Here is a 14,392-nt window from a genome sequence, read left to right as displayed (position 1 = left end):
CGATCACCTCCTCCGCGGGCCGCTCATGAGCCTGAGGATCTCCTCCACGGCCTGGGCCTCCTCCTCTTCGGAGATCTGGCCCGAGCGTCTGGCCTCCTCGATGGCCTCCAGCCGCCGCCGGACCGCGGCCGGATCCCTCAGCTCATGCTCGACCTGCTGCTGGATCAGCTCGCCCAGCCGGATGACGCCGTGGACCGGGGCGAGCGGCCAGGTGAACAGCATGCTGATCAGTCCCACGGCAGCCTCCCCTCATGAGTCAGGTGGTGACGAAGTCGTACGGCGCCATCGGCCCGAGCAACCGGACCTCGACCCGGTCTCCCCACTCGGAGCGCAACTCCCCGACGACGCGTTCGAAGTCGGCCTGGCGGTCGTTCTCCACGAGGAACGCGACGTGCGCGGCGTCCCGCTCGTGGCTGGGGTCCCGGACCACCGCGCCGACGGTGCAGGGCTCGAAGCGTTCGACGACCGCCCGGGTGTCGGCCTCGCGCTTGGCCGCGATGATCTGCGTGATCAGTTCGCCGAGGCGGATCCGTTCGCCCCGCGTCACCTCTTCCGGCAACTGCCTGATCCGGTCGCGCAACTGCCTGGCCTCGGCGCTCTCCGTCAGCACCTCGACCAGCACCGGCTGCTCGGCGTACCGCGCCTTGAGGACGAACTGGGCCCGGCCTTCGATCTGCTTCAGCGCGGCCGCGAACGAGTCGTGGTGCGGGGCCAGCAGCTCCTCCACGACCGCCTCCGGCGTGGTCATCACGGCGCCGAACCGCAGGGGGAGCACGGGGACCTCGGCCGCGGCCTCGTCGAGCAGTTGCTCGTGGGCCACCAGGTCCTGGGCGCGGCCGAGGGGGCGGTCCACGTCGACGTCGCTCACCAGAGCGGCGATCTCACCGTGCCTGATGACCCTGATCCGGCCGGGAGGATCGCCCACCCCGACGGCGTCCTCGCTGATCTCGACGTCCTCGGGGAGGATGCCGTAGACGTAGCACGCCGTGTTGCGCCGAGGGGCCTCGGCCCGGTCGCCCGCCCCGGACTGCCTCGTGGAGCCCGTCATCTCAGTCCTCCTCCCTTCGACGCCTGCGGGTACGCGGGGCGGGTTCCTCCTCCGCGTAGTTCGCCAAGAGGTCCTGCAGCTTCTCTCCGGCCGCCTCGATCACGCCCTGGGCCACGCCCTTGGACTTGCCGCGAGCGATGCTCTGGGGCGCACTCGACAGGAGGTCGGGCAGCCCCTGCTGCTGGGACGCCAGGTCCAGCCGGTTCACCGCCTCGGCGAATCGGAGATAGGTGTCGACGCTCGCGACGACGACACGCACGTCGATGGTCAGGATCTCGATGCCGACCAGTGAGACCCGTACGTAGGCGTCGATCACGAGACCCTTGTCCAGGATCGTGTCAATGACGTCGGCCAGGCCCGATCCCGACGACCGGCCCGGCAATCCGCCGCCACCCGCCGGTGGAACGGCTACCGTCATGCGCTTCCCCTCCTCGGTTCGATGTCGTGTTTCCGATCACTCGCTCCGCCCGCCGCCATCCCGGCGTCACCACTCCGTGTTCGCTATTCCGTGCCTGCTATTCCGTGCCTGCTATTCCGTGCTTGCTATTCCGTGTTTGCTATTCCGGGGGACGGCGGCGCCGGACCAGGGGACGGCGGCGCGTCGGCCGCTCCTCGGCCTCGCCCGTCTCCTCGGTCTCCTCGCCCCTGCGTGCCTGCTCGCCCCTCCGGGGCTGTTCGCCTTCGCCCCGCTCGGCCTCAGCCTCGCGCCGCCTGGCCGGCGCCCGCGTGCCGCGCTCCTCGGGCTCGTCCCCGCGCCTGCGGGTGACCGGCGGCCTGGCGCGTTCGCCCGTCTGGGCGCCCGCGTAGGCGGGCCTGCGCGCCCGCTCGGGCTCCTCCTCTTCCTCTTCCTCCTCTTCGTACGGCTCCTCCTCGAACTCCTCGGGCTCGTGGGCCTCCTCGGCTTCCTCGCGCTCCTCGGGAGCCTCTTCCTCGGCCTCCTCGGGGGCCTCCTCGCCCCGCTCGCGGCCCTCGCGTTCGCGCTCCTCGCGCAGCGCCGTCTCGTGGTCCTTGACGACCTCGCTGTCGCGGATCTCGCCCCGCCAGCCCTCGATCTCGTCGGGACGCAGCAGGGCGTTGGTCATGACGTGCCGTTTGAAGTGCTTGAACTCGAGCCGGACCCGGCGGCCCTGGGCCCGCCACAGGTTGCCGAGACGCTCGAACAATCCCTGCGGGTGATACTCGACGACGAGCAGGACCCGGGTCAGCTCGGGAGTGATCTCGTGGAAGGTCACCGAGCCGTCCGGGAAGCCCTTCGGCCCCTGCGACCGCCAGATGATCCTGCTGTCGGGGACCTGCTCGACGATCGTCGACTCCCACGTGCGGTGCGACCAGAAGACCTGGGCCTTCCACCCGAGCTTCTCGTCGGACTTCTGCTCGACGGTCTCGACCTTCTTCATGAAGCTCGGGAAGTCTTCGAACTGCGTCCACTGGTTGTAGACCAGGCGGAGCGGCGCGCCGATGTCGAGCGACTCGACGATGTTGGTGACCTTGAGCTTCTTGCCCTTGCGACCCTTGCCTCCTCCGCCGCCCCCGCCGAACAGGCCCTTGATCTTCTCCTTGCCGTACGCCATGAGGGCCGCGCGTACGGGGTGGCCGCCTCCGCCGTCCTCGGTGAGAGCGCTGGTGAGAGCGCCGAGCAGGCCGCCTCCGCCCGTCGCGCCGAGCCGGTCGGCCGCCGACTTGAGCAGGTCCCGGGCGTTCCGGCCGCGGGTGAGGCCGCCGAGCAGCCCGCCGAGCGCCTCGCGTCCGCCGCCCTCTTTCCCCGTGAGCGCGCTGAGCAGCCCGGAGCCGCCGTGCTCCACGTAGTCGGTGAGACGGCCGGCGAGACCGTCGATCCTCTCGGCGACCCGGGACAACGCGCGCTCGGCCACGGCCGTGGCGAGGTTCTGGAACTCCTGCCCGAGCCGTTGTGTGGGCAGCGCCCCTTCGTCCGGCGCCCGTGCGCCCTGTGCTCGCTCCGTCTGGGCCCGCTCCGTCTGGGCCCGTTCCCGCGTCTGTTCGGTCATCGGTCTCACCTCCTCCGCAGCACCGGACGGGTGGGACGGATCCGGGGCCGGCGCCGCTCCTCGGGTTCAGGCTCCTCTGCCTCCTCCTCGTACGGCTCCTCCTCGTACTCCTCTTCCTCCTCGTAGCCCTTTTCGGGCTCAGGCTCGCGCTGCTGCGGGCGGCGGCGGGGCACCCGGCGGCGGCCCTCCTCCGGACGCTCCTTCGCCTCTTCCTCTTCCTCCTCCTCCGCGGCCCGGCCCCGGCCCTTGGGTTGCCGGAGCGCCTCGGCGCGTTCGTGCAGCTTGTCGCTCAGGTTGTCGATCTGGCGGCTGGTGGCGCGCATGGCGGCCGCCTTGCCGATGTCCAGCAGGTCGCCGCGTACGCGCTCGGTGATCTTGCCGAGGTCGGGGGCGGCGCCGCCGAGGATCTTGGGGACCTGTTCGAGGAGGGCTCCCGCGGCTCCCTCTCCCTTGAGACGGGCGGCGAGGATGGCCAGCGCGAGCACCAGTGCCAGGCGCAGCTTGTGGTGCCGGCCGAGGTAGTAGCCCGCGATGACAGCCAGGGCCACCTTCAGTCCGTCTTTCATGATCGCGCCTCCTACTGGCCGCGCCCCGAAGCGCCGTTCCGGCCATCCGCCCGTCTCGCCGTACGGCGCTGCGATCCGACTGAACGGTATGAATGCCCTAGACGGGCACAGAAAAACTCGATCTCGTACATACCGGGCAGTTTTGGTCGGACTTGATCCCTTTCTTAGGGCTGTCCGTTCTGACCGTCGCCGGGCTCGCCGGTCTTGGTGTTTTGGAGGGATTCCGATGACCCAAACTCGTCCGACCTCGGATGATTACTGTGTGCAAACCGGGTATCACGGGCGTGTATCGGCGGTAAGCGGTACCTACCGCTGCGCGTGAAGCGGGGGAGTCACATGACCGAGACCAGAACGTCGACCGCGACCGTCGAGCCGGCGCCCGGGCGGTCCCTCGGGACGCAGGGCGGCTCCGGCCTGGTGACGGAGCGGGGCCGCACCACGATCGCCGACGAGGTGGTCGCCAAGATCGCCGGCATGGCGGCCCGCGAGATCGACGGTGTCCACGACTTCGGCACCGGCACGGCCCGCGCGTTCGGCGCGATCAGGGGCGCGCTCGGCGGGGAGGACGGCGTCACCCGGGGCATGTCGGTGGAGGTCGGCGAGCGGCAGGCCGCCGTGGACATCCACCTCATCGTCGAGTACGGCGTCGCGATCCCCGACCTCGCGCAAGCCGTGCGGAGCCATGTGATCCGCGCGGTGGAACGCATGTGCGGGCTGGAGGTCACCGAGGTCAACATCGCGGTCGACGACGTCCACCTGCCGAGGCAACAGGAGCCGCAGGCGCCCGCGGACGGGGAGCCGCGGGTCCAATGAGCGCCGTCCCGGAGAACGCGGGGGCGGAAGGCGGCGGCCGGCGGGTCGCGGTGCCCGAGCGGGCCGGGCCCGGCTCCCCGGGTGGCCCGCCGCCGGAGCGGGATGCCGGAGCGGGGCGAGAAGGCGAGGAACGCGAGGTTTCCGCCCGCCGGATCGCGGACCGCGTGCTGTCGTGTCCGGACGTCGCCGATCTGTCCCGGGGACCGTTCGGCGTGGTCGCGACGTACCTGCCCGGTGGTCTCGTCCCGGGCGTCGCCATACGGGACGACGCGATCGAGGTCGACATCGTCGCCCGGTACGGCAGGCCGCTGCCGGAGATCGCCGACCTGGTCCGCGACGCGATCGGCGGCCTGGCGGGCGGCCGCAAAGTGGACGTGACGATCGCCGACGTGGTCACAGACGACGGCGGAAGGAAGGAATGATCATGGAAGGCTATCCGCTCTGGGGCCTCGCGGGCCTGCTGTTCGGCACGGTGCTGGGGGTGGTCGGGGCCTTCGGCGGCCTCAGCGCGTTCATCATCGTCCTGGTCCTCGGCATCGTCGGGTTCCTCGTCGGCCTGGTGCTCGAAGGCGGCGTACACCTGCCGCAGATGCACCCGAGACGACAATGAGCGAGCCCGCTGCGCACGGGACGACGACGATCTCGGACCGCGCCTTCGCGAGGATCGCCGAGCAACTGGCGAGCGAGGACGAGCACGTGACCGGCCCGCCCCACGTGTCGGCGTCGGTGTGCGGGGCGGTCGCGGCGGTCCACTGCGATCTGGCCGTGCGCTATCCGGCGCCGGTGCCGCGGCTGGCCGCGAAGATTCGCGAGCACGTCCGGCGGCGGCTGCGTGAGCTGACGGGCATCGCCGTGGAGAACGTGGACATCGAGGTCGTGGAGCTTGTGCCCGAGCGGAAGCCCGAGCGGAGGGGTGGCGATGAGCGAAGGCCGAGGCCTGTCTGAAAGGGTGCCGCGCTTCGTCCCGATGCGGGGGTTCGGGGACGGTGGAGCCCGCCGGGCCTTCCGGCCCAGCCGGGGGCTGCCGGCCGCGGTCGCCGCGCTGGCGCTGCTGGGGATCGGAGGTCTCACCGCCGTCCACGTGGTCTCCGCGCTGCTGGGGCTCCCCGTCAAGCTCGTGCCATACGACCAGTGGGCCCGATGGGCGAGCACCACGGCCTGGGACGACGGCCGGGTCCTCGCGGTGGCTTCCGCGCTGGCCCTGATCGGCCTGGTGCTGATCCTCATCGCGGCCGTCCCCGGGCGGGGGCGGATGGTCGCGCTGCGCACGGGGGACCCCGACCTGATGGTCGGCCTGCCGCGCCGTGCGCTGGCGCGGGCGTTGAGAGCCAGGGCGAACGAGGTGGACGGCGTGCGCGAGGCCGGAGCGCGGATGTACGGCTGGCACGCGGACGTGTCGGTCCGGACGGACCTGCGCGACACGGCAGCGCTCGGGGAGCGTGTGCGGGGGGCCGTCGAGGACGAACTGGCCCGGCTCGCCCCCGCCCACCACGTCTCGCTGCACCTGCGCGTCCACGGCCCGTCCTAGGCGAAGGAGGCAGGACCGTGAAGACGAGATCGGGCAAGGGCAACCGGGCGGGCCTGGCGCTGTCCGGCCTGGTTCTGCTGGCCGCGGGCGGCCTCGCGCTCGCGCGGGCGCTGGGCGCCTTCGGCGATGCCGCCGTGCGGGAGCCGGTGGTGGACGCCGGGGCGAGGAATCTCGCGGCGACGGCGCCGTGGTTCTGGCCGGTCGTGGCCGCCATCGGATTCGTGATCGGGCTCATCGGGCTGGCCTGGCTGCTGGCGCTGCTGCGGGTCGACCGGCCGCGGCGGCTGCGCCTGGAGTCGGGCACGTCCGGGGTCACCGAGGTCGACGCGCATCCCGCGAGCGAGGCCCTGGCCGAGCAGGTCAGCGCTTATCCGGACGTGCGCAGGGCGCACGCCGTGCTGCGCGGCCCGTCCGACGACCCGCACCTCGACCTCGGCGTCTCCGCCGTGGAACCGGCCGACCTCGGGGCACTGGTCACCCGGTTGCACGACGAGGCCGTCCCCGACCTGCGCACCACGCTCGGCCTGCACCGCCTCCCGGCGATGGTGCGGCTCGACCTCACCGGCGGCCGCCGCACCCGCGCGGTCCACTGAGCGCGCCCTTGCGGATCACTGCAAGGGCGGGTCAGCCGGACAGGACCTCGGCGAGGACGGCGGCCTGGCTGTGCTCGACGTCCCTGGTCGCGGTGAGCAGGGTCAGCGGGCCGCTCTCCATGAGCCGGCGCAGCCGGTCGAGGGCGGCCTGCCGCTCGGGATCGTCCAGCTCGGTGAGGTAGCGGCTGCGGAACTCGGCGAACCTCTCGGGGACGTGGCCGTACCAGGAGCGCAGGGCGCCGGACGGCGCGACGTCCTTGACCCATTCGTCCAGGTGGGCGGCCTCCTTGGTAAGGCCGCGCGGCCACACCCTGTCGACCAGCACCCGTGTGCCGTCCCCGGGTGCGGGATCCTCGTACACGCGGCGGACCGTGACGGACATCGCCCCCACCTCCTCCTCCAGGCATACTCCCCCAGCGCGCGGCGGCGTACGCCGGCGTCCGGCAGCCGGCAGCGCCCGGGTCACCGCCCGACGGCAGACGCTTGGCGCCGGTCCTCCGCGCCCGCGCTCGACCAACGGCCGCTACCGTCTCACGCGGGTTCGCCAAGGTCGCGGGCCATCCAGCCGGGGGTGTCGAAGCGCACGGGCAGGGTGCCTACCAGCACTGACAGGTGGGCCTCCAGGGTTTCGAGCTCGGCGGCGCCGATCTGCTTGCCCCACTGGTCGCGCAGTTCGTCGAAGATGGCCTCGCCCTGCCGCATCACCTCGTAGCCGAGCGGGGTGACCTGGAGGCGTTTGCGGCGGGCGTCGTCGGGGTCGGTGTCACGTGCCACGTAGCCGCGCTCCTGCAGCACCGCAATGGTGCGTGCCGCTGACTGTTTGGAGATCGACAGGCGGCGGCCCAGTTCCGAGGCGCTGTCGGCGCCCGCGGCGATGGCCCGCATCGCAAAGTCGTGGACGGGGCGCACGTCCTCGAAGCCGCGCCGGTCCAGCTCCGCGATCGCGGCGTCCACGAGCGTGCGGAAGCCTCCGAGCAGCAGCAGGGCGAGATCGGCGCCAGAGCGGGACATGGGAGAAGACTACGACACCGCATGGACAAAAGACAGGCATGGTGTCTATATTTCGACACCTTGACTGTCGAATCGAGGAGAAAGCAATGACCGGTCCCACGCTTCCGGGGGTCACCCATCACCGGGCCGAGGTCAACGGAACGACCCTGCACTACGTCGCCGCTGGAACCGCCGGGTTCCCGATCCTGCTGGTACACGGGTTCCCCGAGACCTGGTGGACGTTCCACAAGCTCATCCCACTGCTCGCCGCCCACCATCGTGTCTTCGCCGTCGATCTGCGCGGGTTCGGCGACTCCGGCAACGGGCCGGGCGAGTACGACAGCGCGACCGCGGCCGAGGACCTCCACCAGCTGATCGCCCGCCTCGGTGCCGGCCCCGTCCACCTCACCGGGCAGGACATCAGCGGCGCGACCGTGTTCCGTCTGGCCACCACCCATCCCGAGGATGTGCTCAGCCTCACGGCCATCGAGATGGGCCTGCCCGGGTTCGGCCTGGAAGCGCTGGCCGACGTCACCCGCGGCGGCGCCTGGCACATCGGGGTCCTCGCCGCGCCCGGCATCCCGGAGCTGTTGCTCGCCGGCCGCGAACGCGAGTTCCTCGCCCAGTACGCGTTCCCGTCCATGACCGCGATCCCGGGAGCGTTCACCGAGGCCGACATCGCGGAGTTCGCCCGCGCCTACTCACGTCCTGACGGCTGGCGCGGCGCGATCGGCCTGTATCGGTCGATGCTGCGGGAGGGTGCCGAGATCCAGTCCCTCGCGCAAGAGCCCGGGTTGAAGGTGCCCGTGCTCGCGGTCGGCGCCGGCGGCGGTCGCTTCACGGCCGGCACCATGGCGCGGGCCGCGGCGGCGGAGATCCAGTCCCTGCATCTCGACGGTGTGGGTCACTACGCCGCGATGGAGGCCCCGGAGGAGCTGGCGAAGGCGATCCTCGGGTTCATCGCGAGCGTTGGGGCTGCCTGAGGTAGCGCGAGTCGCGCAGGGGCGGGCCGTCGGTGAGAGTCCGCGCGCGTTCGAACCGCATGCCCGGCGGCAGGTGGCCGGTGAGGCGGTGATCGCCGGCGCGCATGATTCGGGCGCGCCCTGTTCCGTGCTTCGGGGCTGGTCGCGCGGGCCCGAGTGGAGGGCCGGACAGCACGTGTGACTGAAAGTTTCACTTTCCGTAAGGACGTTGTCGCTGGTCGGGGTTTCGTCCAAGTTGTCGATTAAATCTGCCCATGTCGCCCGCACTCGTCCCATGTCTATGGTCCGGGACATGAGGATGCGAATGATCACGGCGAGCCTCGCCATGCTCGGCTCGGTCGCCGCGTCGCTCGTCGTCGGTCAGGCGGCGCACGCGGACACGACGATCTGCGAGAAGTACGGCAGCACCACCATTCAGGGCGGCAAGTACGTCGTCATGAACAACGTGTGGGGGAGCAGCGCCCCGCAGTGCATCAACGTCACGAACACCGGCTTCACGGTGACGCAGGCGGGGCACAACAACACGGGCGGCACCCCGGCGGCATACCCGGCCATCTACGCCGGCTGCCACTACGCCAACTGCTCCAGCGGCAGCGGCCTGCCCCTCCAGGCGAGCAACAGCCAGTTCAACACGGTCCAGACCAGCGTCAGCATGAGCTATCCCGGCTCGGGCGTCTACGACGCGGCGTACGACATCTGGTTCGACCCGACGCCTCGCAAGGACGGCCAGAACACCGGCGCCGAGATCATGGTGTGGCTCAACCACACCGGCTCGGTGCAGCCCGTGGGCTCCCGGGTGGGCACGGCGAACATCGCCGGAGGCACCTGGGACGTCTGGGAGGGCAACATCGGCTGGAACGTCATCTCCTACGTCCGCACCTCGCCGACGAACTCGATCAGCTTCGCCGTCCGCTCGTTCTACGACGACGCGGTGAACCGCGGCTACGCCCAGCGGTCGTGGTACCTCACCAGCGTCCAGGCGGGATTCGAGCCCTGGATCGGCGGCACCGGCCTCGCGGTGAACAACTTCTCCTACAGCATCGGCGGCGTGGTCCAGAGCCCCTCGCCGACGCCCACCGTCAGCCCCACCCAGGGCAACGGCGGCGGCGCGTGCCGGGTGAGCTACAGCAAGAACGAGTGGCAGGGCGGCTTCACCGGCAACGTCACCGTCACCAACACCTCCTCCAGCGCCGTGAACGGCTGGAACGTCGGCTTCACGTTCCCGAACGGCCAGAAGATCACCGGTTACTGGAGCGCCGACATCACCCAGAGCGGATCGTCGGTGACCGCGAAGAACCTGTCGTACAACGGGTCGATCCCGGCCGGCGGCAACGTCTCGTTCGGCTTCCAGGGCACCTGGAGCGGCTCGAACGGCAACCCCACCGGCTTCACGCTGAACGGCACCCCCTGTTCGTCGTGACACCCCCCAGAAAAACAGGCGCCGCCGAAGGGACGTCCCTCCGGCGGCGCCGTCACGTCATCAGGGGTTGATGTTGATCGTGAAGGTGGACGTCGTGTTCTTGATGTCCTGGTAGTTGTCGCTGAGTCTCAGGTTGTTGAAGGTCACCGACCCGACCGCCGGTCCCTGGTCGGGCTCCGGCAGTTCGTTCGCCCAGAGGCCGAAGCCCGACTTCGCGTCGAACGCGTCGCCGCTCCTGTGCGCTCCAGAGATCGAGATGTTGGTGAAGACGGTGTCCTTGATGGGGTTGACCGGCTGGCCGCCGAGGTACTGGGTCTGGAACATGATCCCCGAGTACGTCGGATCGACGATGTCCACGTTGCTGACCCGGATGCCCTGGAACACCTTCGAGGCGGAGAACAGCCAGATCGCCGGGAAGGTCTGCTGGCCCCAGAAGTGGCCGCCCGCGCGGACGATCGAGATGTTGTCGAACACCGTGGGCGGGCTCGCGCCGAAGCCGTTCATCGGGTAGCCGAAGTCGAGCGAGCTGATCGTGATGCCGGAGTAGGTCAGCGTGTCCGCGATGTAGATGTTCCTGAAGGTGTTCGCGTACCCGCCGTACACCGCGATGCCGGCCGCGCGCCACGGCAGGATCGCGGTCAGGTTCTCGTAGACGTTGTTCTTCTCGTCGGCGCCTCCCGCGTCGATGGCCGAGAACAGCGCGAAGCTGTCGTCGCCGGTCGTCCTCGCCTCGTCGTTCGAGACCAGGTTGTCGGTGCTGCCGTTGGTCATGTTGACGCCGTCGGCGAACGTGTCGCGGATCCGCGAGTTCTTGATCGTGATGTTGTCGGTGTTCGCGCCCCAGTACATGCAGACCTGGTGCTCGACCCAGATGTCGTCGATCGTCATGTTGGCGACGTTCTGCCAGTCGAACACCTTGCCTGGCCCGTCGATGCGGCTGGTGTAGTTGCCGAAGTAGGCGAACCCGGAGAACGTCGAGCCGTTGGCCGACGACTCCGCCCGGAAGCCGATGTCGGTGTTCTCCTGGTTGGAGGGCGCGTAGAACCGGGTGAACCACGGCCCTGCGCCGACCACCTTGACCGCCTTGCCGTACACCTGGAACTTGCCCGACGTCTGGTAGTCGCCCGGCGGCAGGTAGACGCCCACGAGCTTGCCCGTGGTGTCCATCCGCACCTTGTCGAGCGCGTTCTGCACGTCCTGGTGGGCGAACCCGGTCGGGACCGCGTACGTCGCGGGGTCGGGGTTGGGGATCGCCGACGCCTGCTCCAGGTTCACGAAGTCGATCGCGTACGTGGAGGTGTTGGCGGCGTCCTTCTGCAGCCGGATCTTGCTGCCCTTCGGGACGGTCGTCCCGAGCAGGATGTTGGCCTCGTCGTAGATGTGCCGTGGAGCGCCCGCGCCCGGCGAGTTGCCCGGGCCCGCCTCCGGGCCGTACAGCCACGCGTACTTCGAGGTCAGGTTGACCGCCTTGAGGAAGGTGCCGTTGACGTAGACGTCGAGCGTGGCGTCGGTGCCGCCGCCGCCCGCCGCGTCGGGGATGGAGAAGCGGGTGACCAGGGTGTTCGTGTCGGCCCTGGTCGTCCACTCCACGTAGCTGCCGGTGGTGGTGAGCCGGATGGCCTTGCGGCCGGACGCCTCGCCGGCCAGGTCGCCGATGGTCCGGTTCGGGCCGACCACCGTCGCGCCGCCGCCGGTCACGCCGTCCTCGGCCTCGTACATGTCGTACGGCATGTTCGCGCCGCGGCCGACGAAGAACGGCAGCGTGGAGGTGTTGTTGGCCTGCTTGACCGGCAGCTCGCCGGCGTCGGCGGCGAGCACGGTCTTCACCGTGTATCTGCCGTTGGCGGCCGTCCACGTGCCCAGGTTGACCGGGCCGGTGGTGGACCCGGCCGCGATCGCGCCGCTGTAGGAGCCGGTCAGCGTCTTGACCACGGTGCCCGAGTCATTGGTGATCGTGAGGGTGATGCCGTGGGCGCCGCCCGCCGAGGCGATCGTGCCCTGGTTCTTGATCGCCACGGTGAACGTCACCGTGCTGCCGCCCGCCGGGTTGCCGGGCGACCAGCTCACCGGGGAGGCCACCAGGTCGGAGCTGTCCACCGGCTTCACGACCAGCGGGGAGGAGGCGGTGAAGGCGTTGTCGGTCTCGTTCTGCTCGATCACCGCGTTCGACTCGTCGACCTTGGCGCTCAGCGGGTAGCTGCCCGCGTCGCGCTGGCCGATGTTCGCCGTCACGGTGGCCGAGGCGCCGGCCGCGAGCGCGCCGACCGAGGCGGTGCCTGCCTTGGTCCCGCCCAGGTAGAAGTTCACGGTGGTGGCGCCGGAGCCGAGGCTGCCCGTGTTGCGCACCGTCGCCGACAGCGTGACGGCGTCGGTCTCGACCGGGGAGGCGGGGGAGGCCGACAGCGCGGTGACGGTCAGGTCGGGGTTGGGCGCCGGGGAGCCGATCACCTGGAACTCGGCGACCTGCCCGGCCGGGGCGCCGGAGTTGGCGGTGAACTTGAGCTGCACGTCGGCGACCGTGCCGGAGACCGGAATCGTCACCGTGTTGCCGGTCGCCGGGTTGAAGGTGTAGGCCGCCGCGCTGGTCAGGTTGGTGAATCCCGACGCGCTCTGCTCACGGCCCAGCACCTGGATCGTCTGCGTACGGGTGGACCAGGCGGCGTCGGGGTTGAGCTTGAGCACGACCGAGCTCACGACCGCGTTGGCCCCGAGCTGGACGGTCAGCGTCTGCGGGTAGGAGCCGCCGGCGCCCTCCCAGTAGGTCGCCACGTCGTTGTCGTTCGCGTTCGTGGCGACGTACGTGAACGTGGAGGAGGAGGCGGTGATCGGCTTGCCGACGGCCATGTTCGAGCCGCCGCCCGACCCGTTGCGGGTGACGGTGTCGCTGTTGATCGACTCGTTGCCGGCCGCGTCCTTGGCCCGCACGTAGTAGGACACGGTGGCGCTGGTGGGCTGCGTGTCGGTGTAGGTGGTGGTGTTTCCGGCGACGCTGCCGCGCAGCACGTTGTTCGCGTAGACGTCGTAGCCGGTGACGCCGACGTTGTCGGTGGAGGCGGTCCAGGTGAGCTTGACCTGCCCCGGCGTGGTCTCGGTGTAGGCGAGGCCGCCGGGAGCGGTCGGGGCCTGGGTGTCACCGGTCGAGCCCTTGCGGGTGACCGTGTTGCTGTCGGCCGACTCGTTGCCGGCCGCGTCCTTGGCCCGCACGTAGTAGGACACGGTGGCGTCGGCCGGCTGGGTGTCGGTGTAGGTGAGGACGTTCCCGGCGACGCTGGTGCGCAGCACCCCGTTGGCGTAGACGTCGTAGCCGGTGACGCCGACGTTGTCGGTGGAGGCCGACCAGGTGAGCCTGATCTGGTTGGCACCGGGCTCGGTGTAGGCGAGGTTCGAGGGCGCGGTCGGGGCCTGGGTGTCACCGGTGGGCGCCGGGCCGTACACCTCGAACTCGGAGACCTGCGCGGCCGGCCAGGCGGTGTTGGCGGTCACGTTGATCCGGACGTACCGGACGTTGGCGGTGGAGAAGCCGATCGTGACCGTGTTGCCGCTCGCGGGGTCGAAGGCGCGGCCCGCCGAGGCGGCGAGAGTGGAGAAGTTCGTGCCGTCGGTGCCGCCCTGCACGGCCAGCGTCTCGGTGCGGGCCTCCCAGGTGGGCGGGAGCTTCAGCACCACCTTGTTCACCGCGGTCGAGGCGCCGAGGTCCACCTGGAGCCACTGGGGGAAGGCGTTGTTGGCGCTCTCCCAGTAGGTGGCCTGGTTGCCGTCGTTGGCGTTGCCCGCGCCGTACACGTCGGCGTGCGCGCTCTCCTTCATGGTCTTGCCGAGCGCGAGGTTGCCGGAGGCGGTGGCCGCGCCGTACACCTCGATCTCGGACAGCTGCGCGGCCGGCCAGGCGGTGTTGGCGGTGACGTTGATCCGGACGTACCGGGTCGTGGTCGCGGTGAAGCCGATCGTCACCGCGTTGCCCGAGCCGGGGGCGAAGGAGCGGCCGGCCGAGCTCACGATCGTGCCGAAGGAGGACCCGTCGGTGCTGCCCTGCACCGACAGCGTCTGGGTGCGGGCCTCCCACGTCGCCGGCAGCTTGAGCACGACCTGGTCGATGCTCGTCGCGCTGCCGAGGTCGACCTGCGCCCACTGCGGGAAGGCGTTGTTCGAGCTCTCCCAGTAGGTGCCCTGGTTGCCGTCGTTGAGGTTGCCCGCGGCGTACGGGCTGTTGCTGCTGCTCGTGGTCACGGTGCGGCCGGCGGCGAGATTGGGGCCGCCGGCGGCGGAGGCGGGGATGAGGGGCGCGGCCACGGCGAGCAGGCAGGCCGCGGCCACCACAGCGATCAAGCGCAATAACGGGACATGCGTTTTCGACATTTGCGTTCCTCTGTCCGGCAGGAACCGACCGGCGGGTCATCCGATCCGCGGTCGTGGGGGGATTTCGAAGATCGGTGCTCGCTGGGGTC

General features: G+C 70.5%; 16 protein-coding genes. 8 read left to right on the top strand and 8 right to left on the bottom strand.

Annotated features, from left to right (window positions below; translation table 11 throughout):
* Positions 1-3: 3 nt before the first annotated feature.
* From FH610_RS26410 to FH610_RS26390, 5 genes are all read right to left on the bottom strand, one after another.
* Positions 4-237: a gas vesicle protein GvpG gene (locus FH610_RS26410; protein WP_139577519.1), complete on the bottom strand. Its 234-nt coding sequence runs from the start codon at positions 235-237 to the stop codon at positions 4-6.
* A gap of 19 nt (positions 238-256) precedes the next feature.
* Positions 257-1,048 carry a GvpL/GvpF family gas vesicle protein gene (locus tag FH610_RS26405; protein WP_139577518.1) on the bottom strand — a complete coding sequence of 264 codons (792 nt, stop codon included), beginning with the start codon at positions 1,046-1,048 and terminating at the stop codon, positions 257-259.
* A 1-nt stretch (position 1,049) separates the two neighbouring features.
* Complete coding sequence (gene gvpJ / locus FH610_RS26400) at positions 1,050-1,466, bottom strand: gas vesicle protein GvpJ (protein ID WP_139577517.1); 417 nt, start codon at positions 1,464-1,466, stop codon at positions 1,050-1,052.
* 139 nt (positions 1,467-1,605) lie between these two features.
* The gene (locus tag FH610_RS26395; RefSeq protein ID WP_139577516.1) at positions 1,606-3,054 is read right to left on the bottom strand and encodes an SRPBCC family protein; all 1,449 of its coding nucleotides are present in this window, start codon (positions 3,052-3,054) and stop codon (positions 1,606-1,608) included.
* Positions 3,055-3,059: 5 nt separating this feature from the next.
* Positions 3,060-3,620 carry a hypothetical protein gene (locus tag FH610_RS26390; RefSeq protein WP_139577515.1) on the bottom strand — a complete coding sequence of 187 codons (561 nt, stop codon included), beginning with the start codon at positions 3,618-3,620 and terminating at the stop codon, positions 3,060-3,062.
* Between the two features lie 336 nt (positions 3,621-3,956).
* On the opposite strand from FH610_RS26390, the gene FH610_RS26385 reads away from it, so the two are divergent.
* The 6 genes from FH610_RS26385 to FH610_RS26360 are packed head-to-tail and all read left to right on the top strand — an operon-like array spanning position 3,957 to position 6,554.
* On the top strand, positions 3,957-4,433 hold the full coding sequence (locus FH610_RS26385; RefSeq protein WP_139577514.1) for an Asp23/Gls24 family envelope stress response protein: 477 nt from the start codon (positions 3,957-3,959) through the stop codon (positions 4,431-4,433).
* Positions 4,430-4,855, top strand: a complete 426-nt coding sequence (locus tag FH610_RS44660) for a hypothetical protein (RefSeq protein WP_225898820.1) — start codon at positions 4,430-4,432, stop codon at positions 4,853-4,855. The genes FH610_RS26385 and FH610_RS44660 overlap by 4 nt, the downstream gene beginning before the upstream one ends.
* Positions 4,856-4,857: 2 nt before the next feature.
* A complete protein-coding gene (locus FH610_RS26375; protein WP_139577513.1) occupies positions 4,858-5,043 on the top strand; it encodes a hypothetical protein in 186 nt (61 codons plus the stop codon).
* Positions 5,040-5,378, top strand: a complete 339-nt coding sequence (locus tag FH610_RS26370; RefSeq protein ID WP_139577512.1) for an Asp23/Gls24 family envelope stress response protein — start codon at positions 5,040-5,042, stop codon at positions 5,376-5,378. The genes FH610_RS26375 and FH610_RS26370 overlap by 4 nt, the downstream gene beginning before the upstream one ends.
* Positions 5,353-5,961 carry a DUF6286 domain-containing protein gene (locus FH610_RS26365; RefSeq protein ID WP_139577511.1) on the top strand — a complete coding sequence of 203 codons (609 nt, stop codon included), beginning with the start codon at positions 5,353-5,355 and terminating at the stop codon, positions 5,959-5,961. The genes FH610_RS26370 and FH610_RS26365 overlap by 26 nt, the downstream gene beginning before the upstream one ends.
* Before the next feature lie 17 nt (positions 5,962-5,978).
* Positions 5,979-6,554 (top strand): Asp23/Gls24 family envelope stress response protein, encoded by a 576-nt coding sequence (locus FH610_RS26360; protein ID WP_139577510.1) that lies wholly within the window; start codon positions 5,979-5,981, stop codon positions 6,552-6,554.
* Positions 6,555-6,585: 31 nt separating this feature from the next.
* Here the strand turns inward: FH610_RS26360 and FH610_RS26355 are convergent, their stop codons facing one another.
* Together FH610_RS26355 and FH610_RS26350 are read right to left on the bottom strand one after the other, a co-directional pair.
* Entirely contained in the window at positions 6,586-6,936 is a 351-nt protein-coding gene (locus FH610_RS26355; protein WP_139577509.1) for a DUF488 domain-containing protein, read from the bottom strand.
* A gap of 149 nt (positions 6,937-7,085) precedes the next feature.
* Positions 7,086-7,565, bottom strand: coding sequence for a MarR family winged helix-turn-helix transcriptional regulator (locus tag FH610_RS26350; protein ID WP_139577508.1), 480 nt, complete (start codon positions 7,563-7,565; stop codon positions 7,086-7,088).
* 86 nt (positions 7,566-7,651) lie between these two features.
* On the opposite strand from FH610_RS26350, the gene FH610_RS26345 reads away from it, so the two are divergent.
* Positions 7,652-8,527, top strand: coding sequence for an alpha/beta fold hydrolase (locus FH610_RS26345; protein WP_139577507.1), 876 nt, complete (start codon positions 7,652-7,654; stop codon positions 8,525-8,527).
* A gap of 292 nt (positions 8,528-8,819) precedes the next feature.
* Positions 8,820-9,947, top strand: a complete 1,128-nt coding sequence (locus FH610_RS26340) for a glycoside hydrolase family 12 protein (RefSeq protein ID WP_205826075.1) — start codon at positions 8,820-8,822, stop codon at positions 9,945-9,947.
* Between the two features lie 60 nt (positions 9,948-10,007).
* Here the strand turns inward: FH610_RS26340 and FH610_RS26335 are convergent, their stop codons facing one another.
* Positions 10,008-14,264, bottom strand: coding sequence for a galactose-binding domain-containing protein (locus tag FH610_RS26335; RefSeq protein ID WP_240809214.1), 4,257 nt, complete (start codon positions 14,262-14,264; stop codon positions 10,008-10,010).
* Positions 14,265-14,392: the final 128 nt, after the last annotated feature.

This window comes from Microbispora catharanthi (genome assembly GCF_006334915.2).
Lineage (GTDB): Bacteria > Actinomycetota > Actinomycetes > Streptosporangiales > Streptosporangiaceae > Microbispora > Microbispora catharanthi.
The sequence above is the reverse complement of the archived record's forward strand: the minus strand, read 5'-3'. Positions and strand labels throughout refer to the sequence as shown.

Coding starts and splice junctions, on each gene's coding strand:
- FH610_RS26370 (WP_139577512.1), top strand. CDS start 5,040: ATGAGCGAGCCCGCTGCGCACGGGACGACGACGATCTCGGACCGCGCC.
- FH610_RS26405 (WP_139577518.1), bottom strand. CDS start 1,048: ATGACGGGCTCCACGAGGCAGTCCGGGGCGGGCGACCGGGCCGAGGCC.
- FH610_RS26385 (WP_139577514.1), top strand. CDS start 3,957: ATGACCGAGACCAGAACGTCGACCGCGACCGTCGAGCCGGCGCCCGGG.
- FH610_RS26340 (WP_205826075.1), top strand. CDS start 8,820: ATGAGGATGCGAATGATCACGGCGAGCCTCGCCATGCTCGGCTCGGTC.
- gvpJ (WP_139577517.1), bottom strand. CDS start 1,466: ATGACGGTAGCCGTTCCACCGGCGGGTGGCGGCGGATTGCCGGGCCGG.
- FH610_RS26375 (WP_139577513.1), top strand. CDS start 4,858: ATGGAAGGCTATCCGCTCTGGGGCCTCGCGGGCCTGCTGTTCGGCACG.
- FH610_RS26345 (WP_139577507.1), top strand. CDS start 7,652: ATGACCGGTCCCACGCTTCCGGGGGTCACCCATCACCGGGCCGAGGTC.
- FH610_RS26390 (WP_139577515.1), bottom strand. CDS start 3,620: ATGAAAGACGGACTGAAGGTGGCCCTGGCTGTCATCGCGGGCTACTAC.
- FH610_RS26355 (WP_139577509.1), bottom strand. CDS start 6,936: ATGTCCGTCACGGTCCGCCGCGTGTACGAGGATCCCGCACCCGGGGAC.
- FH610_RS44660 (WP_225898820.1), top strand. CDS start 4,430: ATGAGCGCCGTCCCGGAGAACGCGGGGGCGGAAGGCGGCGGCCGGCGG.
- FH610_RS26395 (WP_139577516.1), bottom strand. CDS start 3,054: ATGACCGAACAGACGCGGGAACGGGCCCAGACGGAGCGGGCCCAGACG.
- FH610_RS26350 (WP_139577508.1), bottom strand. CDS start 7,565: ATGTCCCGCTCTGGCGCCGATCTCGCCCTGCTGCTGCTCGGAGGCTTC.
- FH610_RS26365 (WP_139577511.1), top strand. CDS start 5,353: ATGAGCGAAGGCCGAGGCCTGTCTGAAAGGGTGCCGCGCTTCGTCCCG.